Source organism: Modicisalibacter sp. MOD 31.J (assembly GCF_020147985.1).
Taxonomy (GTDB): domain Bacteria; phylum Pseudomonadota; class Gammaproteobacteria; order Pseudomonadales; family Halomonadaceae; genus Modicisalibacter; species Modicisalibacter coralii.
In genome coordinates this window covers 634,723-656,326 of sequence record NZ_JAGXFF010000003.1, presented here as the reverse complement: position 1 = coordinate 656,326, position 21,604 = coordinate 634,723, and the positions used below count along the sequence as shown (strand labels likewise).

The 21,604-nt window shown below is 68.1% G+C and carries 18 protein-coding genes; 11 read left to right on the top strand and 7 right to left on the bottom strand.

Annotated features, from left to right (window positions below; translation table 11 throughout):
* Positions 1–27 precede the first annotated feature (27 nt).
* The 3 genes from KGR00_RS13575 to betT all read right to left on the bottom strand — a co-directional run bounded on the left by KGR00_RS13575 (position 28) and on the right by betT (position 5,004).
* Positions 28–2,262 (bottom strand): CRISPR-associated endonuclease Cas3'', encoded by a 2,235-nt coding sequence (locus KGR00_RS13575; protein WP_224418256.1) that lies wholly within the window; start codon positions 2,260–2,262, stop codon positions 28–30.
* A gap of 259 nt (positions 2,263–2,521) precedes the next feature.
* The gene (locus KGR00_RS13570) at positions 2,522–2,773 is read right to left on the bottom strand and encodes a hypothetical protein (RefSeq protein WP_224418257.1); all 252 of its coding nucleotides are present in this window, start codon (positions 2,771–2,773) and stop codon (positions 2,522–2,524) included.
* 173 nt (positions 2,774–2,946) lie between these two features.
* Positions 2,947–5,004, bottom strand: a complete 2,058-nt coding sequence (gene betT, locus KGR00_RS13565; RefSeq protein ID WP_129142161.1) for a choline BCCT transporter BetT — start codon at positions 5,002–5,004, stop codon at positions 2,947–2,949.
* A 328-nt stretch (positions 5,005–5,332) separates the two neighbouring features.
* Between betT and KGR00_RS13560 the strand changes: the two genes are divergently transcribed.
* The 6 genes from KGR00_RS13560 (at position 5,333) to KGR00_RS13535 (ending at position 10,946) form a co-directional block, all read left to right on the top strand.
* Positions 5,333–6,019 (top strand): hypothetical protein, encoded by a 687-nt coding sequence (locus tag KGR00_RS13560; protein ID WP_224418258.1) that lies wholly within the window; start codon positions 5,333–5,335, stop codon positions 6,017–6,019.
* Between the two features lie 245 nt (positions 6,020–6,264).
* The gene (locus KGR00_RS13555) at positions 6,265–7,917 is read left to right on the top strand and encodes a methyl-accepting chemotaxis protein (protein WP_224418259.1); all 1,653 of its coding nucleotides are present in this window, start codon (positions 6,265–6,267) and stop codon (positions 7,915–7,917) included.
* A gap of 148 nt (positions 7,918–8,065) precedes the next feature.
* Entirely contained in the window at positions 8,066–8,206 is a 141-nt protein-coding gene (locus KGR00_RS13550; protein ID WP_203234927.1) for a hypothetical protein, read from the top strand.
* 6 nt (positions 8,207–8,212) lie between these two features.
* Positions 8,213–8,950, top strand: coding sequence for a metal ABC transporter ATP-binding protein (locus KGR00_RS13545; protein WP_224418260.1), 738 nt, complete (start codon positions 8,213–8,215; stop codon positions 8,948–8,950).
* Positions 8,947–9,831: a metal ABC transporter permease gene (locus tag KGR00_RS13540; protein ID WP_224418261.1), complete on the top strand. Its 885-nt coding sequence runs from the start codon at positions 8,947–8,949 to the stop codon at positions 9,829–9,831. The genes KGR00_RS13545 and KGR00_RS13540 overlap by 4 nt, the downstream gene beginning before the upstream one ends.
* Before the next feature lie 32 nt (positions 9,832–9,863).
* Positions 9,864–10,946, top strand: coding sequence for a metal ABC transporter substrate-binding protein (locus tag KGR00_RS13535; protein ID WP_224418262.1), 1,083 nt, complete (start codon positions 9,864–9,866; stop codon positions 10,944–10,946).
* A gap of 49 nt (positions 10,947–10,995) precedes the next feature.
* On the opposite strand, the gene KGR00_RS13530 is transcribed toward KGR00_RS13535, so the two are convergent.
* Together KGR00_RS13530 and KGR00_RS13525 are read right to left on the bottom strand one after the other, a co-directional pair.
* Positions 10,996–11,817: a YrhK family protein gene (locus tag KGR00_RS13530; RefSeq protein WP_224418263.1), complete on the bottom strand. Its 822-nt coding sequence runs from the start codon at positions 11,815–11,817 to the stop codon at positions 10,996–10,998.
* A 78-nt stretch (positions 11,818–11,895) separates the two neighbouring features.
* Positions 11,896–12,819, bottom strand: coding sequence for a DMT family transporter (locus tag KGR00_RS13525; protein ID WP_224418264.1), 924 nt, complete (start codon positions 12,817–12,819; stop codon positions 11,896–11,898).
* Positions 12,820–12,925: 106 nt separating this feature from the next.
* Between KGR00_RS13525 and KGR00_RS13520 the strand changes: the two genes are divergently transcribed.
* The 5 genes from KGR00_RS13520 (at position 12,926) to gloA (ending at position 19,309) form a co-directional block, all read left to right on the top strand.
* The gene (locus KGR00_RS13520; RefSeq protein WP_224418265.1) at positions 12,926–13,855 is read left to right on the top strand and encodes a LysR family transcriptional regulator; all 930 of its coding nucleotides are present in this window, start codon (positions 12,926–12,928) and stop codon (positions 13,853–13,855) included.
* 81 nt (positions 13,856–13,936) lie between these two features.
* Entirely contained in the window at positions 13,937–14,602 is a 666-nt protein-coding gene (locus KGR00_RS13515) for an ABC transporter ATP-binding protein (protein ID WP_224418266.1), read from the top strand.
* On the top strand, positions 14,599–17,127 hold the full coding sequence (locus KGR00_RS13510) for an ABC transporter permease (protein ID WP_224418267.1): 2,529 nt from the start codon (positions 14,599–14,601) through the stop codon (positions 17,125–17,127). The genes KGR00_RS13515 and KGR00_RS13510 overlap by 4 nt, the downstream gene beginning before the upstream one ends.
* On the top strand, positions 17,124–18,311 hold the full coding sequence (locus tag KGR00_RS13505; protein ID WP_224418268.1) for a lipocalin-like domain-containing protein: 1,188 nt from the start codon (positions 17,124–17,126) through the stop codon (positions 18,309–18,311). The genes KGR00_RS13510 and KGR00_RS13505 overlap by 4 nt, the downstream gene beginning before the upstream one ends.
* 461 nt (positions 18,312–18,772) lie before the next feature.
* Positions 18,773–19,309, top strand: a complete 537-nt coding sequence (gene gloA / locus KGR00_RS13500) for a lactoylglutathione lyase (protein WP_129142148.1) — start codon at positions 18,773–18,775, stop codon at positions 19,307–19,309.
* A 63-nt stretch (positions 19,310–19,372) separates the two neighbouring features.
* On the opposite strand, the gene KGR00_RS13495 is transcribed toward gloA, so the two are convergent.
* Together KGR00_RS13495 and KGR00_RS13490 are read right to left on the bottom strand one after the other, a co-directional pair.
* Positions 19,373–20,953, bottom strand: a complete 1,581-nt coding sequence (locus tag KGR00_RS13495) for a GMC family oxidoreductase (RefSeq protein WP_224418269.1) — start codon at positions 20,951–20,953, stop codon at positions 19,373–19,375.
* Positions 20,954–21,003: 50 nt separating this feature from the next.
* Positions 21,004–21,573, bottom strand: coding sequence for a twin-arginine translocation signal domain-containing protein (locus KGR00_RS13490; RefSeq protein WP_224418270.1), 570 nt, complete (start codon positions 21,571–21,573; stop codon positions 21,004–21,006).
* Between the last annotated feature and the right edge of the window lie 31 nt (positions 21,574–21,604).

Here is a 21,604-nt window from a genome sequence, read left to right as displayed (position 1 = left end):
TCCCCTATTCCGTTTTAGTTTTCCGTTTCACCAGATGTTCGACTCACTGTCACGGAACGTCGGCTCGTTCCAATCTAACCCCAATCGATCGTCGTAGAGATCCTCGTTGATCAGCACCATGAACTGCTCGCCGAAACGCTCCTGCTCGATCGCCGCAATCGCACCAGCGCGCTCCAGTGCGGCAAAGCCCTGAGGCGGTACCTGCACGGTATAGCGCTGCAGCTCACGGGCGATTCCTCCGACGCTTTCGGCGTGACTCAGCCGCCTGATGGCGTCACATGCCGGCTCATCGAAAGGAATGATGACCGCGAGCTGCGTGTTCTCGATCATGCGAAACTTCTGCTCGAGTGTTTCGAACGGTAGCCCTTCCAGTCGTCCTTTCTCGCACAGACCAAGCAGGTCGTGCCGATCCAGCGCCTTGTTGCCCTGCTGCCAGTAGAGCAGGCGGAAGTAGGCATCGATCGCCTCCAGCGATAGCGGATCGTCACCATGATTTCTGAGCACCTCGCGGCTGACCTGGGCAAATTGCTCGAGTTCCGGCGGTGGCGCCCAATCTTCATTGGCCGTGGCAAAAATCCGCACTTCGCTATCAGCGACGTTACGCTTGCCTTCACGATTGCAGCGCCCCGCCGCTTGGGCGATGGAATCCAGCCCGGCCTCGGCACGCAGCACACGTGGGAAATCGACATCGACGCCGGCTTCGATCAGCGACGTTGAGACGACGCGGCAGGGCCGACCGTCTTTCAATTGCTGGCGAATCTCGGCAAGCATCTGGCGGCGATGCACGGCACACATCGACGTGGTGAGATGATAGGTGCCGGGCTGATCGGCTATCGCTTCGAACAGCGCCCTCGCATGGCGGCGATTGTTGACGATGCACAGCACCTGTTCCAGTGCCAGCATTTCCTCACGCAGGTCATTGTCCTCAAGCGTACCGATATACCGGACCTTGATCCGTTCGAGCTGTCGGTAGAGCCGCTTGGGGCAGGGCGCCAGCTCACGCACATCACGCAGCCCACCGATAAAGCTGCGCGCGGGATCGTCGGTTTCCGCGAGCGCCGGCTGGGTGGCTGTGCACAACACCACGCTGGTGTGGTAGTTCAGTGCCAGTTCATCGAGCGCCGCCACGCTGGGACGCAACAATGGCAGCGGCATCGTCTGCGCCTCGTCGAGAATCACCACGCTCCGCGCGATGTTGTGCAGCTTGCGACAGCGAGAAGTCTTGGCGGCGAACAAACTCTCGAAGAACTGCACCGCCGTGGTCACCACGATCGGCACGTCCCAGTTCTCGCTGTCACGCCTGAGCTTGTCGCGGCTATCGACATCAAGGCGATCACGCTGGGCGCCAGCATCGAAGGCACTGTGATGTTCGAGCACGGCTGTGGCCCCGTACTCACCCAACGCCTGGCGGAACACCGCGGCGTTCTGCTCGACGATACTGGTAAATGGAATGACATAGATCACCCGATCCATCCCGTGCGCGATGGCATGGTCGAGAGCGAAGGCGAGCGAGGCAAGGGTCTTGCCACCACCGGTGGGGACGGTGAGCGTGAAACGCCCGGGCGGATGGTCGGACTGACCCCGTACATGGCTCAGTATCTCGGCTCGCAGACGATTGACGTCGCTATCGGCCTCAAACGTTGCAAGATGGCGATCGAGCGCCTTACGCAAGTCCACCAGCGATGGACCGCCACCACGCGCATGCGATCCGCCATGCTCATGGCGAACGTAGAATGTTTCGGTATCAATGAAATCGGCATCGACCAGACAGGAAAACAGCATGCGGGTCAGAAAGGCGTACTGAAAGAAGCCCCGATCACGGCGTGGGGTGAAGTGGGCTGGCGGAATCAATTGCCCAGGCAGAGAGAGTTCCTCTTCCCAGCACGAGTCAAGTGCAGGGAGGACGGCTTCGAAGCGGTTTTGCAACGGGGTGCGCTCACCGGGGTCACGGCCGTTGGCCAGCCCGGCATGGTGTCCAGCGATGGCATAAGCGAGCATGGTGCCCAGCGGTCCCAGTCGATCCCTGGCGATGACCGCTCCCGCCGTCGAGTGATCGACGCGTCGCGGAGACCCCGCCAGGCGCTGCTGGAATTCATGGCTATATTTGCCCAGATCATGCAGCAGTCCTGCTACACGAGCGGCCTCAGCCATTCCGAATCGCTCGGCGCGCCCGGCGGCAAGCTCCCCGACGGCAACCAAGTGGCTTTCCAGACTCTGCCAAGCTTCACGGGGGACCCCCGCAAGAGAATGCGCGTAATACATAGGTCCCCTGCAAGAGACATGCTGTCACGAACGGCTAATTATTCTTCAACCATATAAGCAGATACGTTCAGTAACTTCCAGAGTCTGGGACTACATCGATAGTATCGTTGAGAGTAAAAAACCAAACCGCCAAACACCGGCCCCCTCACACGTTGCTTGCCGGGAGTTCTAGCTGGCGCGGCGCTGCCAGGTTGCGAGATGCCGCTCGAATCGACACCAAGCCACATAATGACAGCCAGGTCTCCGATCAACCGCGGTTTCAAGATTTGTCGGCAAGCCATTCACCGATCTCGCCCTTGAGATACCGCTCGGACGTCAGCAGGAACAGGCGGCGGCGCAATCGCTGGACGGCCTCCTGACGCGCCAGCTCCCAGCGTTCGAGGTCATCGCTCGCGGCGGCGCAAGCGCTCAGTTGGGATTCCCGGACCATGCGGACCGAGACGTCGCTGGCCCCGAGGACTTGCGGGTTCGGATCGGCATGTCGTTGCGCGGGGTGAGTGCGGTCGATCATGGTGGCCTCCTCGATTGCCGACTTAAATGACAATTATTATCATTTTCAATCGAAAATTAGATCGATCGCCACTTCCTGTCAAGACACCCGCCGAGCTACCGGACTACGCCGCCCCACGAAAACGGCCCCGCGTCGCCGCGGGGCCGGTGGGGTGAAGGACACTTGCCGTGCCGTCAGGCGGGCGGCTGCTCGGGGCTGTCGGGCATGTTGATATGCCCCGGTTCCAGCCGGTTGAGGTGCAGGAACTGCATGTGCCGCTCGTACTGGTCGAGGATGTCCTCGATCACCTGCTCGCGGGTGTAGCCCATCAGGTCGTAACCCTGGCTGCCCTCGAGCAGGTAGACCTCGAGCCGGTAGTAGTGCTTCGAGGCCTGCGGGGTGTGCATGGCGAAACCGGGCGTGGAAAAGCCCTGGCTCCACACCTGATAGGTGAAGTTCTGCTCGTCCTCGAGATCGACGTTGAGCGACAGGTAGTCGTCGCCGTTCTGCACGCCTTCGTGGATCGCGGCATGTACGCCCTGCTCCTCGAGGGAATCGCGTACCGCTTCCATCGCCGGCTTGCAGGTCTCGTCCATGAAGCGCCGCGCCTGGCGCTTGTCGGGGAAGCTCATGGCGCGCCTGAGCCGGTGTTGCCAGCTCTGCGGGCCACGCTCGCCGCCGGTGCGCCCGGAGAGCGACCCGGCCAGGCTCAACTGCCGGCTGTCCTCCTTGAAGGCTTCCAGCTTCAGTGCCTTGAGCAGCCCGGCCATCATGTAGAACAGCACCACCGAGAACGGCAGTCCGGTGATCACCACCGCGCTCTGCAGGGCGCTCAGGCCACCGGCCAGCAGCAGGGCCAGCGTCAGCACGCCGATCACCGCCGACCACAGGATGCGCATCCAGATCGGCGCGTCGTGGTTGACGTCGGTGAGGATCGAGGTGAAGTTCGACAGCACCAGCGCGCCGGAGTCGCCGGAAGTGACGAAGAACACGATCGCCAGGATGCTCACCGCGATGGTGGTGAAGATCGGCAGCGGGTACTGCTCGAGGAACAGGTAGATGCCCGCCGGCGGGTTGTCCATGACCTGCTGGCCGAACTCGGCGGCTCCGCTCATTGCCATGTCGATGGCGCTGTTACCCAGCAGCGACATCCACAGGATCATGAAGATGATCGGCAGCGTCAGGGTGCCCAGCACGAAGGTGCGGATGGTGCGCCCGCGCGAGATGCGCGCCAGGAACAGCCCGACGAACGGCCCCCAGGCGATCCACCAGGCCCAGAAGAACAGCGTCCAGGCGTTGAGCCACGTCGTCGGCGGGTCGAAGGCGTAGGTATTGAACGAGAGGCTGACGAAGTTGGCCAGGTAATCGCCGATGTTCATCACCAGCGCGTTGAGCAAAAAGATCGTCTTGCCGGCGAACAGCACGAACAGCAACAGCGCCACAGCGAGCAGGATGTTGAACTCCGAGAGCCGACGGATGCCCTTCTCGACGCCGGTGATCGCCGAGATCGTCGCGAACAGCACGATCAGCATCACCAGGATCGCCTGGGTCCAGGTGCTCTTGGGAATGCCGAACATGTACTCCAGCCCGAAGTTGAGCTGGATGATGCCGATGCCCAGGCTGGCGGCGATGCCGAACACCGTGCCCAGCACCGCGGCGATGTCCACCGCGTGGCCGATGGCGCCGTAGATGCGATCGCCGAAGATCGGATAGAGCGCGCTGCGGATGGTCAACGGCAGGTTGTGGCGGTAGCTGAAGAACGCCAGCGACATGCCCACCAGGGTGTAGATGCCCCAGCCGGAGAGGCCCCAGTGCAGGAAGGTCAGTTCCATGGCGTGGCGCGCCGCGGCGATCTGGTCGTCGGGCGCCCCGGGCGCGTTATAGAACTGGGTGAGCGGCTCGGCCAGGGCGAAGAAGATCACGCCGATGCCGATCCCCGCCGAGAACAGCATCGCCGACCACGAAAAGATGTTGAAGTCGGGTCGCGAATGCTCCGGCCCCAGGCGGATCTTGCCGTAGCGCGATAGCCCCAGGTAGATCACGAAGCCCAGGTAGATCACCACGGTGAGGAAGTAGTACCAGCCGAAGGTGTTGGAGATCCAGCCCAGCACGGCGTTGATCACCGTGTTGGCCTGTTGGGTGGCGATCATGGTCCACAGCGAGAAGACCACGATGCCGATCACCGAGCCGTAGAACACCACCGGATTGAGGCGGTCCTTCGACGGCGAGGCGCTTGAGTCCTGTGTTGTCATTTCGATCCCTCGGGTTTTTTATCGATACCCCGTCGGCAATCCGCGCGGGCACGCGGGGCCAAGGGGGGACCTCGTCGGGGGGCCATGAATAGCGGGCCCCGACGCCTAAGCTTAGGTGGCGGGGGAATTTCCGACGACCGAACCGACGGTATCGCGGCATATCCGAAGTCGGCTTCGGCCGCTCCCCGCCACCCGGGTGCGCACCTGTACAGCCCGGCACCCGGGACGTCAAGCCGGGCGGCGGGCCGCCAGACGCCGGCGATTGCCCTATACTCCCTCTCGGTAACGCCAGCCGCCGGAATGACCGCCGTCTCGACAGGGAGTCCTCATGCCTCGCATCCGCCCGATCACGCTCATGCTCGTCTGCGCCCTGCTGGGCGCGCTCGCCACGCCCGCCGTGGCGCAATCCCGCAGCGCCGACGAATGGAACGCCTACCTCGATGCCCTCGAGCGCGGTGCGGACCAGGCCACGCTATGGCGCTACGGCTGGGGCGGCATCTATACCGCAAGCCTGGCCGCCAACCTCTATCAGGCCAGCGAGGCGGACGACCACGACGATCGCTTCGATGCCCGCGTGGGGAGCGTCAAGTCGGCGCTGGCGCTGGCCGGGGTGATCGCCGGTCCGCAACCGCACCCCGCGGCCTACCGGCGGCTGCAGACGCTCGCCGAGCAGCGCGATTCGCCTCACCTGGCCGAAGCCCGCGCGCTGATGCGCGCCACCGCCGCCGAGGAACGTCAACGCCGGGCCTGGCGGGCACGCCTGGGGTCGCTGGCGATCAACACCCTGGGCGGGCTGGTGATCGGCCTGGGTGACGACCGCCCCCGGGACGGCGCGATCAGCTTCGCCACCGGCATGCTGGTCAGCGAGATCCAGTTGCGGACCCAGCCGACCCAGGCCGGCGCGGCGCTCAACCGCTTCCGGCCGGCGCGCCTGTCGCTGGGCGACGTACGCCTCGACTATCAGTACGCCTGGGTCCTGGCGCCCGATCGCGTGGGTGTGAACATTCGCTACTGACCGCGTCCCACCGCCCCCTCCCCTGCGGACGACGGCCGGCGCGCCGCGTCCCAAATGTCGCAGATTGTAAAACCCGATGGCGGCCCACTTACGCTGCCGGCCTCTCCTGCCGATAATCCCCATGAACGCTCGTGAACGCCGGAATTCCGGCAAGGCCCGCCGGACCGCACGAACGTCGTCCCCATGACGCTGCAATGGTGCGACGCCAGGGACCCGCAAAATCAAGAACCAAAAAGGACCAAGCCATGTTTCTCAAGAAGAGCGTCAAGTTGCGACTGGGGGTCAGCCTGGGGGCGTGCATCGTCCTGCTGCTGATCGTCGGCGTACTGGGTATCGTGACCGCCGGGTCGGTCAAGCAGAGTCTGGAAAAGACCTACGAAGAAAACCTGATCACCCTGGTGCAGCTCGGCAACGTTCGCGACGCCCTGCTCAGCAACCGGGTCAAGATCACCGCCGAGCAGCGCGATGCCGATTCGGCGTCGGCCGCCGCCGCCAAGGCCGAAATCGCCGCCAACGACGCCCGGCTCGATCAGGCCTGGACGAGTTACTTTCCGGGGCGCATCAGCAACGCCAGGGAACGGGCCATGGCCGAGCGCTTCCAGAGCGACCTGACGACGCTGCGCGCAAACCTCGACAAACTCGTCACGGCGATGGCCGCCAACGACTTCGCCAAGGCCCGCGAGATCACCAGCGGGCCCCTGAATGCCGAATACCCGACGGTGATCGACGACATCAACCAGCTGGTCGAGATGAACTCCCGGCAGGCGGAAGCCAGCTATCTCGAGGCCGCCGCCAATTACGCCACGGCGCGCAACATCGTGATCGGCGTGATCGTGGTCTCGGTACTGCTGGCACTGGCACTGGCCATCTGGCTGATCCGCGGCGTCATGACCCCGCTGAGCAAGGCCCGCATGATGGCCGAATCGCTGGCCAAGGGGCATCTCGATAGCCGGATCAACATCACCTGCCAGGACGAGTTCGGCGACATGCTGCGGGCCCTCGAGGCCATGCAGGACAAGTTTTCCAGCGTGGTGGTGTCGGTACGTCGCAATGCCGAATCGGTCAACATCGCCTCCGGCGAGATCGCCCAGGGCACCGACGATCTCAACCGGCGCACCCAGGAACAGGCCTCCAGCCTCCAGCAGACCGCGGCGTCGATGGACGAGATCACCTCCACCGTGCGCCAGAACGCCGACAACGCCGCCCAGGCCGACCGCCTGGTCCACGAAGTCAGCCAGCACGCCCAGAACGGCGGTGAAGTCGCCCAGCAGGCGGTCGGCGCGATGGGCGAGATCAGCGCCTCCAGCCGCAAGATCGCCAGTATCGTCGGTCTGATCGACGAGATCGCCTTCCAGACCAACCTGCTGGCACTCAACGCCTCGGTCGAGGCGGCCCGGGCCGGTGAACAGGGCCGCGGCTTCGCGGTAGTCGCCAGCGAGGTCCGCACCCTGGCGGGACGCAGCGCCAACGCCGCCAAGGAGATCAAGACCCTGGTCGACGAAAGCGTCTCGCGGGTCGAATCCGGTACCGTGCTGGTCGACCGCGCCGGTCAGACGCTCGCGGAGATCGTCGACGGCGTCAAGCGCGTCACCGACCTGGTCGGCGAGATCGCCGTGGCCAGCCGCGAGCAGTCCCAGGGCATCGATCAGGTCAACCAGGCGGTCGCGCAGATGGACTCGGCCACTCAGCAGAACGCCAGTCTGGTCGAGGAATCCAGCGCTGCCAGCCGCTCGCTGCAGGATCAGGCCAGCGAACTGCTCAAGGAGGTGTCCTTCTTCCGCAGTGGCGAAAGCCAGTCGGCTGCGCCGGCCCTGCGTGCCCCCGCACCGCGCCAGCCGAAACCGGCGGCCCGCAAGCCCGCCGCGACCGCCACCGAGGACGACTGGAGCGAATTCTAAGTCCCCATCCCTTCCCCTTGAGCCGCCTTCGGGCGGCGTTTTTTTGTCGAGACAACCAGCCCGGTACGGCAATTCGGCTTGGCAGCCTCTTTTGTTACGTTATAACATATGTGCTCATTTGTTCGATCGACCCGCGTGGGGCGCTTTCATGTCACATCGTCACCGGCCCGACGGGCCCTGTCATTTTTCCCTGATGTCGCTCGGCGCCGGCCGCCGGATACTGCTGGCGCTGCTGCCGCTGGCGGGTCTGTGGCTGGCGGCGGCCTGGGCCGCCGGCATGCTGGGGTAGCCCGACATGTCGTCGATCCTGACCCTCGAAGCGCTGAGCCTGGCGCAGGGCAACCGGCTGGTGCTGGAGAACATCGACGGTCGTTTCGAGGCCGGCTCCATCACCGCGCTGGTCGGCCCCAACGGCGCCGGCAAGAGCACCCTGGTCCAGGGCATCATGGGCATGCTGCGCCCGATCGCCGGCCGGGTGAACTGCAGCGTGCCCAAGGCGCACCGCGCCTGGCTGCCCCAGCAACTGGCGCTGGATCTCTCCTTTCCGATGAGCGTCGAGGAACTGGTGATGACCGGCTGCTGGCCCACCCACGGCAGCTTCCGGCGTTACGGGCCGCAGGAATACCGGCGCGGCCAGGCGATCATGCACCGTCTGGGCCTGCAGGCCTTCGAACATCGCCCCTTGGGCGAGCTGTCCGGTGGCCAGCGCCAGCGCGCCCTGCTCGGCCGCACCCTGATGCAGCGCGCCCGCTTGCTGCTGCTCGACGAGCCCTTCGCCAACGTCGATGCGGCGACGGTGGAAGTGCTGATCGAGGTGCTGCGCGACATGGCCGCCGACGGCGTGACGATCCTCGTCGTCCTGCACGATCACGACCAGCTCCGGTGCCTGGCCGACCGGGTGCTGCTGCTCGACCGCGGCCACGGCACCTGGACGACGCCGGCCGCGCTGGGCGAACTCTCGCGCCTCGGTCATCCGCCCTATACGCCCCCGTCGAGCGGGGCCGCTCACTCACCGACGGGGAATCCGGCATGATCGACTGGCTGTACATGCCGCTGGTGGAATTCGGCTTCATGCGGCGCGCCCTGGTGGCCGGGCTGGCGCTGTCGCTGGTGGCGCCGCCGCTGGGCGTCTTCCTGACGTTGCGCGGCATGAGCCTGGTGGGCGATGCCATGGCCCATGCGGTGCTGCCGGGGGTGGCCGTGGGCTTTCTGCTGGCGGGTTTCTCGCTGCCGGCGATGAGCGCCGGCGGGCTGGTCGCCGGGTTGCTGGTCGCCGGCCTCGCCGGCGGCGTCTCGCGGCTGTCCGGGCATCGCGAGGACTCGGCGATCGCCAGCTTCTACCTGATCTCGCTGGCGGCGGGGGTGATGCTGATCTCGCTGCGCGGCAGCAGCGTCGACCTGACGCACGTGCTGTTCGGCTCGATCCTGGCGGTGAACAGCACGGCGTTGTGGCTGATCGTCGCCGTCTCGAGCGCCACCCTGGTGGTGCTCGCGGCGATCTTCCGCATCCTGGTGGTGGAGTGCCTCGACCCGCTGTTCCTGCGCGGCCAGGGCGTCCGCGGCGGCGCGGTCCATGCCCTGTTCCTGGGCTTGATGGTGCTCAATCTCACCGCCGGGTTCCAGACCCTGGGTACGCTGATGGCGGTCGGCCTGATGATGCTGCCGGCCACGGCGGCACGCTTCTGGTCGTCGCGCCTGGAGGGGCTGATGGGGCTGGCGATCGCCATCGGCATGCTCTCCAGCACCGGCGGCCTGTTGCTGTCGTATCACGCCGGGCTGCCTTCCGGGCCCTGCATCATCCTGCTGGCCGGCGCCATCTACCTGGTTTCCGCGCTGTTCGGGCGCTACGACAGCCTGGCCGCGCGCTGGCGCCGCCGCGTGCAACCACTGCTGCCGCCGGACGCCCACGGCTGACTCTTTCCACCCCCGTCGCAAGGAATCCCCCGATGTCCCGTCATCCGCTCGTCTCCCCGCTGTTCAAGGGTCTGCTGACCGCCGGCATCCTGAGCCTGGGTACGCTCGCCACCGCCCAGGCCCGGGAACCGCTCGAGGTGGTCACCAGCTTCAGCATCCTCGACGACATGGTCTCGACCATCGGCGGCGACCACGTCGAGGTCTCCTCGCTGGTCGGCCCCGACGGCGACGCCCACACCTTCTCGCCCAGTCCCAGCGACGCGCGCACGCTGGCCGATGCCGATCTGGTGGTGGTCAATGGCCTGCAGTTCGAAGGCTGGATCGACCGCCTGATCGATGCCAGCGGTTATGACGGCGACGTGGTGGTGGCCAGCCGCGGCATCGAGCCGCTGGCGTTCGACGGCCACCACGACGAAGAGCCGGCGGGTCGCCCCCCCGCCGACCACGACCATAATCATGACCATGACGGCCACGACCATGCCAGCGCCGGGCATGATCATGACGACCACGACCATGCCAACGCCGGGCATGATCATGACGACCACGACCACGCCGAAGCCGGCCACCATCACCACGGCAATCTCGACCCCCACGCCTGGCAGGATCTCGCCAACGGCGAGCAGTATGCGCGCAACATCCGCGATGCCCTGGTGAAGGCCGATCCGAGCCACGCCGACGACTACCGCGCCAATGCCGCGCACTACATCGAGCAGATGAAGGCTCTCGACACCGAGATCCGCGAGCGCCTGGCCAGGATCCCCGAGGCCGACCGGCTGATCATCACCAGTCACGATGCCTTCGGCTACTTCGCCCACGCCTATGGCCTCGAGCTGCTCGCCCCGGTCGGCCTCAACACCCAGGCCGAGCCCAGCGCCGGCGACATGGCCGAGTTGATCCAGCAGATCGAGGCCAGCCACGCCAAGGCGCTGTTCCTGGAGAACATGAGCAACCCGGCCCTGGTGCGTCAGCTGCAGGAGGAGACCGGGGTCGCCATCGGCGGCACGCTCTATGCCGACGCCCTGACGGCCGACGGCGAAGGCAGCACCTACCTCGGCATGTTCCGCCACAACGCCGACACCCTGGTCGCGGCACTCACCGCCCCCGGCCCGCAGTAAGCCACCGCCGGCGCCCCACAGGGTGCTGGCGAATGCCCCCGTCACGGGGTCAGGGCATGCCCCGTGACGCCAGCCCCTCGGCACGCCAGGCGTGGCGGAACTCCGCGGCGCTGATCTCACCGCGCAGGTAGGCCATGAGCAGGGCATCGTCGCCGGCATGCCGGCTCTCGCCGTCGCGATGCCGAGCCATGAGCAGATAGGCGCGGTAATAGTTGAAGACGCCGCCGAGAAAGAACAGCAGGCTGCCGATCAGGTACTGCCAGGCCAGGAAGGTGAACAGCCGCAGCTTGCTCGCCGGATCGTCGAAGGTCCACAGGTAGGGGATCGAGGCGATCGCGAACAGCACCGAACCGACCACGAAGGCGACCGCCGTCAGGTTGGTCATCTGCATGGACAGCAGCGACGGTGCCTGGACGATCCGCAGCACATTGACGCTCGCCCCGAGCACGAACAGCAGCGAGCCGATGACGAAGCACCAGGCGCCGGCGGTGAACCAGCCCCACCAGCTGAGAAAGAACAGGCTGCCCGCGGTGAACAGCACCGTGCCCGTCAGGTAGCTGCTGGCGGCGATCATCTCGAGCCGCCGACCGGGGGCATGATGGCTACGCTGACGCCAGTACTTGCGTACCTCCAGCATGTCGTGCCCGGTCACCACCAGGTACAGCAGCGAACCGACGAAGAACACCCAGGCGCCGATGTTCTGGTAGGCCTCGAAGCGCGGAAAGAAGAACACGCTGCCGACGATGAACAGAAAGCCACCGATCTTGTAGAGGATGGCGTTGGCGGTTTCCCAGCGGAAATCGTCACGCGGGTCGGGGGTATCGCGGGTCAGGGCGGACAGCTTGGCGCGATTGGTGAACAGGTGAGGCACGGGCACATCCTTCGCGGCGCGGGCGAAACGCGCGCCCGCGGGGAACGGTCATGGTAGCAATGCCCGCGCCGCCGGGCATCACCCGCCGCGCCGGGCAGTCGCCGGACGAGCGCGCAGGGCCTGCACGCCGGCCACCACGATCGCCGCCATCCCCGCCAGGGTCAGCGGCCCCGGCCACTCGCCCAGCAGCAGCCCGCTGCACAGGGCCGCCGCCGGCAGATAGCCGTAATCGCAGGTCGCGATCAGCGTCGGCCGCCCCTGCTGGAACGCCAGCGCCGTCAACAGACTGGCGGTGACGATCAACACGCCGAGCAGGGCCATGATCCCCCACAAGCCGCCCGATACCGGCCGCCAGCCACTCAGCACGAAGGGCTGGAGCGCCACGAACCGGGCATCGAGCCCCGCCACCGCCGCCAGCCCGACCACGCCACACACCACGAAGGCCAGGTTGAGGCCCAGCGACATCATGGCGGCCGATTCCGCCTGGCAGCGATAGCGCGTGACCAGTGCCGCCAGCGCATAGCACAGGGCACTGCCCAGCGGCAGCAGGCTCCAGGCGGTGAACCCGGCCGGGCTGGGACGCAGCATCAGCAGGACCCCGCCGAAGCCCACCGCCACGGCGACCGCCCGCCGCCCATCGAGGCGCTCGTCGGGAAGCCAGGGTGCCATCAGCGCCAGCAACAGCGGGAAGGTGTAGGCGGTGGCGGCCACCACCGGCAGGCTGAGTACCGCCAGGGCGGCATAGAACAGCCCCCACATCGCTACCATCAGCCCACTGCGCAACGCCACCCAAGCGGGGTGCCGCCAGCGCAGCGGCACCCGACGCCAGCGCAGGATACCGATCAGCAGCGCCACGGCCACCGGGGCGCGCATCAGATAGAGCTGCCAGATCCCGATGTCGCCGCTGAAGCGCTTGACCAGGGCATCGTGGCCGGCAATCGCCAGCGTGGCGATGACGATGGCGCCGACGGCGCGAACCTCGCTGCTCCTGGTCGCAAACATCGCCGAACCTCCTCTCCAGGTGGTATTCGGCGTAAAGTGTGAGCTGAAGGAATGGGCGTTTCACACGACCTTTGCCGCGCGTCGCTTTACAGGAGATCAAGTCAACATGAGCCGGCTGCGTCAGGCCCTGCCGCCCCTCTCCACCCTGCTGCCCTTCGAGGCGGCCGCCCGTCACCAGAGCTTCCTGCGGGCCGCGCAGGAATTGAGCCTCACCCAGGCGGCGATCAGCCGGCGTATCCGCGCGCTGGAGGAATCGCTCGGCGTCGCGCTGTTCGAGCGTCGCCATCGCCAGGTGGTGCTCACCGAGGCGGGCCGCACGCTCGCCGAGGCCGTCGCCGGCGGGCTCATCGACATCGCCGAGTGCGCACAGCGCCTGCGTCACCGTCAGCCGCCCCACGAGGTGGTGCTGTTCGCCGAGCTCTACGTGGCGATGTACTGGCTGGTCCCGCGGCTGAACGACTTTCATCGCCGCCATCCGCGGATCTCGGTGCGCATCAACGCCTCCAGCCAGCCCCTGGTCCAGGCCATGGAACCCTTCGACCTGGCGATGCAGTGCACCGACCGGCCCAGTGGCCTGCTGGCCCCGCTGCTGTCGGTGCCCGACGAGGTCTTTCCGGTCTGCAGCCCCGCGCTGACCGAGCCGCATGCCTGGTCGATCGAGACCCTGCTGTCCCGCCCCCTGCTGCATTATCGGGAGAGCGACAACGATGCCTGGATGAGCTGGCGAACCTGGCTCGACAGGGTCGGCCACCCGCAGCCGCCACCGGCGCCGACCAGCGGGCAGCTGTTCGACAGCTATCCGGTGATGCTGCAGGCGGCGATGAACGGCCATGGGGTTTGTCTGGGCTACGGCGGTATCGGCCAGCTCGTGCGCAAGGGCGAACTGGTGCGCCCGGTGGTGGAGAGCATCCGGCTGGACGCGGGCATGTCGGTGTACCGCGCCCGTCATGCCGACGACCGCCCGGCCGTGGACAGCGTCCTCGACTGGCTGGCGGAGATCCTGACCACGCCGGAGCGCCTGCAACGCGAGGACTGACGTGGCACACCGATCGTAACGGGTCACCGCTGCCGCCCTTTGCTAATATGCTCGGGACACGCCCGTCGAGAGCCCGCCCCCATGCTGCAACTGACCGACGTCGCCAAGAGCTACCCCACCCCCCAGGGGCCGCTGTTCGTCCTCGACGGCATCGACCTGCGCCTCGCTCCCGGCGAGAGCCTGGCGCTGATGGGCGAGTCGGGCAGCGGCAAGTCGACGCTGCTGCATCTCGCCGCGGGGCTCGACACCCCCGATCGCGGCGAGATCGTGCTCGGCGCGCGGGCCCTGTCGAGCCTCGACGAAGCGGGTCGCGCCGACCTGCGCCGCCAGCGCCTGGGGCTGGTGTTCCAGCAGTTCCATCTGGTGCCCAGCCTGTCGGTGCTCGACAACCTCACCCTGCAGGCGCGTCTCGCCGACCGCGAGGACCGCGACTGGACCCACCACCTGATCGAGCGGCTGGGCCTCGCCGGCCTCGAGGGGCGCTATCCCGAACAGCTCTCCGGCGGCCAGCAGCAGCGCCTGGCGATCGGCCGCGCCCTGGCGCCGCGCCCCGAGCTGCTGCTCGCCGACGAGCCCACCGGCAACCTCGACGAGAGCGCCGCCGACCAGGTCCTCGACCTGCTGCGCGCGCTGATCGGCGAGAGCGACTGCGCCCTGCTGATGGTCACCCACAGCGCGCGGGTCGCGGCCCCGCTCGACCGCTGCGTGCACCTGCACCACGGTCGGCTCGCCGACCGCACCCCATGACCGCGCCGCAAGCCCAGCGGGGCCGTCGGCGGGTGCTCGCCACCACCCTGGCCACCCTGCTCTCGCACTACCGTCGCCACCCCGGTCAGTTGGCCATGCTGCTGCTCGGCCTGTGGGTCGCCAGCGCGCTGTGGAGCGGCGTGCAGGCGATCAACGCCTCGGCACGGGACAGCTATGCCCGCGCCGAGGCGCTGTTCGAGAGCCGGCTCGACCGCATCGAACGCCGCGACGGCGAACCGCTGGCACTGGCCGAGTATCTCGACCTGCGCCGGGCCGGCGCCGCCGTCTCGCCGCTGGTCGAGGGCACCCTGGCGCTGACCGACGGGGAAGGGGCTTCGCGGCCCCGAGTCAGGCTGCTGGGCATCGACCCGCTGACCCTGCCCGGCGATTCGCCGCTGGCCCGCCGCCAGAGCAGCGGCGAGGCCCTGCGCGACTGGCTGCTGCCGCCCCATCGGCTGCGCGCCGCCCCGGACGTCGCCGCCGCAGCCCGTGCCGACCCACGCCTGCCGCCGGTCGAGGTCGATGCCAGCCTGCCGCCCGCCACCCTGGTCACCGATGTCGGTGTCGCCCAGCGCCTGCTGGGGCTCGACGGCCTCACCCGGCTGGTGATCGCCCCGCGTGCCGCGGCCGAGCTACCCGCGACGCTGGTACGCATTCCCGCCCGCCAGCTGGCCTCGCCGGGGCAGCTCGCCGACAGTTTCCATCTCAACCTCACGGCGATGGGACTGCTGGCCCTGGTGGTGGGGCTGTTCATCGTCCACGCCGCCCTGGGCCTGGCGCTGGAACAGCGCCTGGGGCTGATGCGCACGCTGCGCGCTCTGGGCGTGCCGGGGCGTTCGCTGGTCGTTGCCCTGGGGCTCGAGCTGCTGACCCTGGGCCTCGCCGGCGCCGCGCTGGGCATCCTCAGCGGCGTGGCGCTGGCCCGGCTGCTGCTGCCCGACGTCGCCGCCAGCCTGGACGCCCTCTACGACGCCGACGTGGGGACCCGCCTGGCACTGCCCTGGAGCTACTGGCTGGGCGGCGTGGCGATCACCCTCGGCGGGCTGGCCACCGCCGGGGCGGGCCTGCTGTGGCGGGCCGCACGGCTCGACGTGCTCGCCCTCGGCCACGCCCAGGCCTGGCGGGCGCGGCTGGCACGACAACAGCGTCGTCAGGCCGTGGCCGGCGGCGTGCTGCTCGGCCTCGCCGGTCTGGTGGGGCTGTGGCTGCATCTGGCTCATGGCCAGCATCTGGTCGCCGGCTTCGTGATGGTCACCGCGGCGCTGCTCGGCGTGGCGCTGTGGTTGCCCACCCTGCTCGGTGGCGCGCTGCGCCTGGCCGCGGGCCGGCTGCGCCGCCGGCCATTGTGGCAGTGGGCGCTGGCCGACCTGCAGCTCCAGCTGCCGCGCCTGCAACTGCCGATGATGGCGCTGCTGCTGGCGCTGGCCGCCAACCTGGGGGTCTCCAGCATGGTCGGCGGCTTCCGCGTGACCTTCCTCGACTGGCTGGACCAGCGCCTGCTCGCCGATCTCTACATCCACCCGCCGGCCGAGCGCTACGCGGCGCTGGAAAGCTGGCTCGACGCCCAGCCGGAGGTCGCCACCCTGCTGCCGGCGCGGCATGCCGATGCCACCCTGCTACCCGACGACCGCCGCGCCAGCGATGCCGCCCCGGCCCCGGTGGCCCTCTTCGGCCTCCGTCCGGCGCCGGTGCTGCGCGCGAGCTGGCCGCTCACCGTCACCCGCGACGGCCGCGATGCCGCCTGGCGCGCCCTCGAGGGCGACGCGGTGTTCGTCAACGAGCAGCTCGCGCGACGCCGCGCCATCGCCCCCGGCGACGCCATACGCCTGCGCGGCGCCGACGGCAACGTCCACCGTCTGAGCGTCGCCGCCGTCTACCCCGACTACGGCAACCCGCATGGCGAGATCGTCATGCCGGTGTCGCGACTGGCCCGGCAATTCGCCGCCCCGCCCGGCAGCCTGGGCGTGGTGCTCGCCGCCGACGCCACGCACCGCGACGCCGCCCTGGCGGGCCTGCGCGAACGGCTGACGGCGCGCTTCGGGCCGACGGTGAGCAAGACGCTGATCGACCAGCACGCGCTCAAGGCCGAGTCGCGCCGGGTCTTCGAGCGGACCTTCGCCATCACCGCCGCCCTCAACGGGCTGACCCTGGGGGTCGCGGCGCTGGCCTTGTTGACCACGCTGCTGGCCCAGGCCGATGCCCGGCTCACCCAGCTGGCGCCGCTGTGGGCGCTGGGCGTCTCGCGCTCGCGGCTGGTCGCCGCGCAGCTCGGCCAGCTCGGCGCCTGCGCGCTGGGCACGGCACTCGTCGCCCTGCCGCTGGGTATCGCGCTGGCCTGGGCGCTGGTCGCGGTGATCAACGTCGCCGCCTTCGGCTGGCGCCTGCCGCTGCACGTCTTTCCCGGCCAGATGGCCACGACCCTGGTGCTGGCGGTCGTCGTCGCCGCACTGGCCGCGCTGCTGCCCGCCTGGCGACTGTGGCGAACGCCGCCACGCCGACTTCTGCAGGAGTTCGCCGCGACATGAGACACCTCAGAACGCTGCTCGCCGGCGTCCTCGTCGCCCTGCTGGCCTTCGGCGCCTGGCGGGCCTGGCACCCGCCGGCCGGTCAGGGCCAGGCCGACACGGGCACTTCTGAAGGCTATGCCGGGCTGGGCACGGCCGCCGAGGGCTACGCCGAGGCACGCCCAGGGGGGCGCCTCGCCTTCCCCGCCGATCACGGCCCGCACCCCGACTTCCGCATCGAGTGGTGGTACCTGACCGCCAACCTCACGGACGCCGCCGGCCGGCCGTTCGGTATCCAGTGGACGCTGTTCCGCCAGGCGCTGGCCCCGCCCGGCACGCTCGACGAGGGGGCCGATTCGCCGTGGACGACCCGCCAGTTGTGGATGGCCCACGCCGCGGTTTCCACGCCCACCGGGCACCGCTACGCCGAACGCTTCGCCCGGGGCATGGCCGTGCCGGATGCCCGTGGCCAGGCCGGGGTGACGGCCGCGCCCTTCGCCGCCTGGCTGGACGACTGGCGGCTCGCCGCGCCCGCTGGGGCTGCCAGGACCGGCGCCGATACCGGTCTCGATCATCTGGACGTTTCCGCCGGGGGCGACGACTTCGGCTACCGCCTGCGACTCGACGCCGAAGGGCCGCTGGCGATCCACGGCGATCATGGCTTCAGCCGCAAGTCCGCCGACGGTCAGGGCTCGATCTACTACAGTCAGCCGTTCTATCGGGTCGCGGGCACGCTGACGGTGGATGGCGACCCCGTGGCAGTGAGCGGCCGCGCCTGGCTGGATCGCGAATGGAGCAGCCAGTTGCTGGGCCCCGGACAGTCGGGCTGGGACTGGTTCTCGCTGCACTTCGACGACGGCGCCAAGCTGATGGCGTTTCGCCTGCGCGGCGCCGGCGAGGCGGGTGGCGACTACCTCTCGGGGAGCTGGATCGCCGCCGACGGCACGGTGACGCCGCTCGATGACGACGCCCTGCGGCTCACCCCGCTGTCCCGCACCTCGGTCGCCGGTCGCGAGTTGCCCACCGCCTGGCGCGTCGAGGTCCCCGGCCACGACCTGGCGGTGACCGTGCAGGCCGTACAGCCCGATCAATGGATGGGCACCGCCTTCGCCTACTGGGAGGGCATGGTCAGCGTCGCCCCCCTCGACGCGACGTCGTCGAGCGCCCGGCATGGGGTCGGCTATCTGGAAATGACGGGCTATTGAGAGGTTCATCGCATTTTGCCGGGAAATACGGAGCGGTTCCTCGCGAACGCGCTCCCTCCCATAGTCCCTGCCGATTGGCTTTTCCCTGTGGGAGCGAATTCATTCGCGATGACGGCGGGCACTGTACCACCCCGGCCATGCCAGGCGCCGGTGACGCCAATCGGGAACAAGTTCCCTCCCACCGAATCTCCTTGCGCCAGTGCGCCATCCAGACGGGTTTTCGTGGGAGGGAATTCATTCCCCACGGCGGTGGCTTAACGTTTCACGCTGATCGGCAATGAACCTATTGGGAGGGGACTTGGCGGCACCGGAACGCCGTGGCAGGCTAAAGCCGCCGATGCGGCCGGCACCGGATATCGCCGTCACCGGCCGGGCTGGCTACGCTGAGCAGGAGAGGTGCGATCACCGCGCTTCCGAGGAACCCAAGTCGCCGTCCAACAGAGCACTCGCAAGGAGCCCCCATGACGCTATTCACCGAGGAACATCCCGGTGTCGAGACCCACGTGCCGCCCGAAACCTCGGGGTTCACGCTCAATCACAGCATGCTGCGGGTCAAGGACCCCGAACGTTCGCTGGCGTTCTATACGCGGGTGTTCGGCATGCGCGTACTGCGCAAGCTGGACTTCGAGGAGCTGCAGTTCTCGCTGTACTTCCTGGCCCGCCTCGAGGAGGAGGACGAGGTCCCCGAACAGACCTGCGAGCGCACGGTGTGGACCTTCAACCAGCGTGGCCTGCTGGAGCTGACCCACAACTGGGGCACCGAGAACCAGGCCGACTTCGCCTACCATGACGGCAATGCCGAGCCGCAGGGCTTCGGACATATCTGCTTCTCGGTGCCCGATCTCAACGACGCCATCGTCTGGCTCGACGAGAACGGCGTCGAATTCGTCAAGCGCCCGGAGCAGGGCAAGCTCAAGAACGTGGCCTTCGTGAAGGACCCGGACGGCTACTGGATCGAGATCATCGAACCCGCGCTGATGGGCAATACCGGCATGTGAGCCGGGGCGCCCGGCCGGCCCGGGCGCTTCCTTCCCGATGCCGCGGTCATCGCCTGGCCGGACTCACACGGCCCGCGCCTTGAGCTGCTTGCCGATGTACTCGGCCTGGCGGACTGCCAGCGCGACGATGGTCAGCGTGGGGTTCTCCGCGGCCGAGGTGGTGAACTGGCTGCCGTCGGCGATGAACAGGTTGGGGATGTCGTGGCTCTGGCCATGGGCGTTGCACACGCCGTCCTCCGGCTTCGCGCTCATCCGGCAACTGCCCAGGTTGTGGGTCGACGGATAGGGCGGCACCCGGTAGATGTCCCTGGCGCCGACCGCTTCGTAGATCGCCGAACCGCGCTGATAGGCATGCTCGCGCATGGCCAGGTCGTTGTCGTGGTCGTCGTAATGGACGTTGGCCACCGGCAGCCCGTAGGCGTCCTTGACGTCGTGATTGAGGGTGATGCGGTTGCTTTCGCGCGGCATGTCCTCGCCTACCAGCCACATCCCGGCCATGTGCGCGTACTGGTCCAGGGCATGGGTGAAGTCCTTGCCCCAGGCGCCCGGATCGAGGAAGGCCGCCATGAACGGCAGGCCCAGCGACAGGGTTTCCATCTCGTAGCCGCCGGCGAACCCCCGCGACGGGTCGAAGCCGACCTCGTCGGAGACGATGCCGGCCATGGTGGTGCCGCGATACATGTGCACCGGCTCGTCGAAGGTGGCGTAGACCGAGCCGGTCATGTGGCGCATGTAGTTGCGCCCGACCTGACCGGAGCTGTTGGCCAGCCCGTCGGGGAACTGCGCCGACGCCGAGTTGAGCAGCAGCCGCGGCGTCTCGATCGAGTTGCCGGCCACCGCCACCAGCCGCGCCTTCTGGCGCTGCCGGTCGCCGTTGGCATCGAAGTAGACCACGCCGGTGACCCGACCCTGGTCGTCGTGCTCGATGGTGGCGACGTGGGACTGCGGTCGCAGTTCCATGTGCCCGGTGGCGATCGCCCTGGGCAGCTCGGTATAGAGCGTCGACCACTTGGCGCCGGTGCGGCAGCCCTGGAAGCAGAAGCCGCGCTGCTGGCAGGGCGCGCGGCCGTCGCGGATCTCGCTGTTGATCGCCATGTGGCCGGTGTTGCAGGTGTAGCCCAGCTTGGTGGCGCCGGTGTACATGACGTGGAAGTTGTTGTTGCCGGGCAGGCCGTGGATACCGTGGGTACGGGTCACGCCCATGCGATCCTCGGCATTGTCGTAGTAGGGCGCCAGTTCGTCGGGGTCGAGCGGCCAGTCGAGCAGGTTGGCGCCGTCGAGCTTGCCGTAGTGGCTCAGTGCGCGGAATTCGTGGGGCTGGATGCGCAGGCTGGCACCGGCCCAGTGCACGGTGGTCCCGCCCACCGACTTGACGATCCATGCCGGCAGGTTGGGGAAGTCCCTGGCCAGCCGGAAGCTACCCGAGGTGGTGCGCTTGTCGAGCCAGGCCAGCTGGCTGAACGAGGCCCATTCGTCGGCCAGGAAGTCGTCGCGGGTATGCAGGGCGCCGGCCTCGAGCACCACCACGTCGATGCCCTGCCTGGCCAGCTCGTGGGCCAGCGTGCCGCCCCCCGCCCCGGAGCCGACGATCACCACCACCGCGTCGTCGAGGGCGAAGCGCTTCTGGTTGTCAGTGAGTGCCATGACGGTCTCTCCTCATCGTTGTCGTTATCGGCGGTCCGGCGGCCCGGCGCTCAGGCCTGCGGCGCCTGGCCGGGCATGTAGCCGTCCGCCGGCCGGGGCGGATCGGGCAACCACTGCAGATCGCTGAACCCGTTGTAGAGATAACCGACGTCGCCCTCGGCGCCCTGATAGCCGAAGTGGGCGAAGGCCAGCGGGTTGTTGTAGAGCGAGACCACCGCCGTCGCGCGCAGCTTCTCGAAGAACGGCGTGCCCTCCAGCGATTCGATGCGCTGGAACTGGTCGGCCGCATCGAGCGCCAGCCAGTCGCCGCTGGCGTCGCTGTCCAGCGAGGCGATGCCGCCGCGGATCAGTTCGTGGGTGGCGGGGTCGGCCGCGGCCTTGTCGAGGTCCTTGACCACGAAGGCATAGACGGCATCCTCGAGGTCGGGGTGCGGGAACATCTGCCGGGTCATCTCGAGCAGGACGCTGCCCTCGCGGGTACTCAGCGTATCCAGCGGCATCGCCCAGCTGCGGCTGGGCGCGAGCAGCGCGATGGGGCCGCCGGCGAAGGCCAGCGTGCCGACCAGGACGCCGCCGCTGGCCTTGAGGAAGACACGGCGGGTGAGCGGGCGTGACAACATGGCGTTTCTCCCCAGGATGGGCTGACACGAC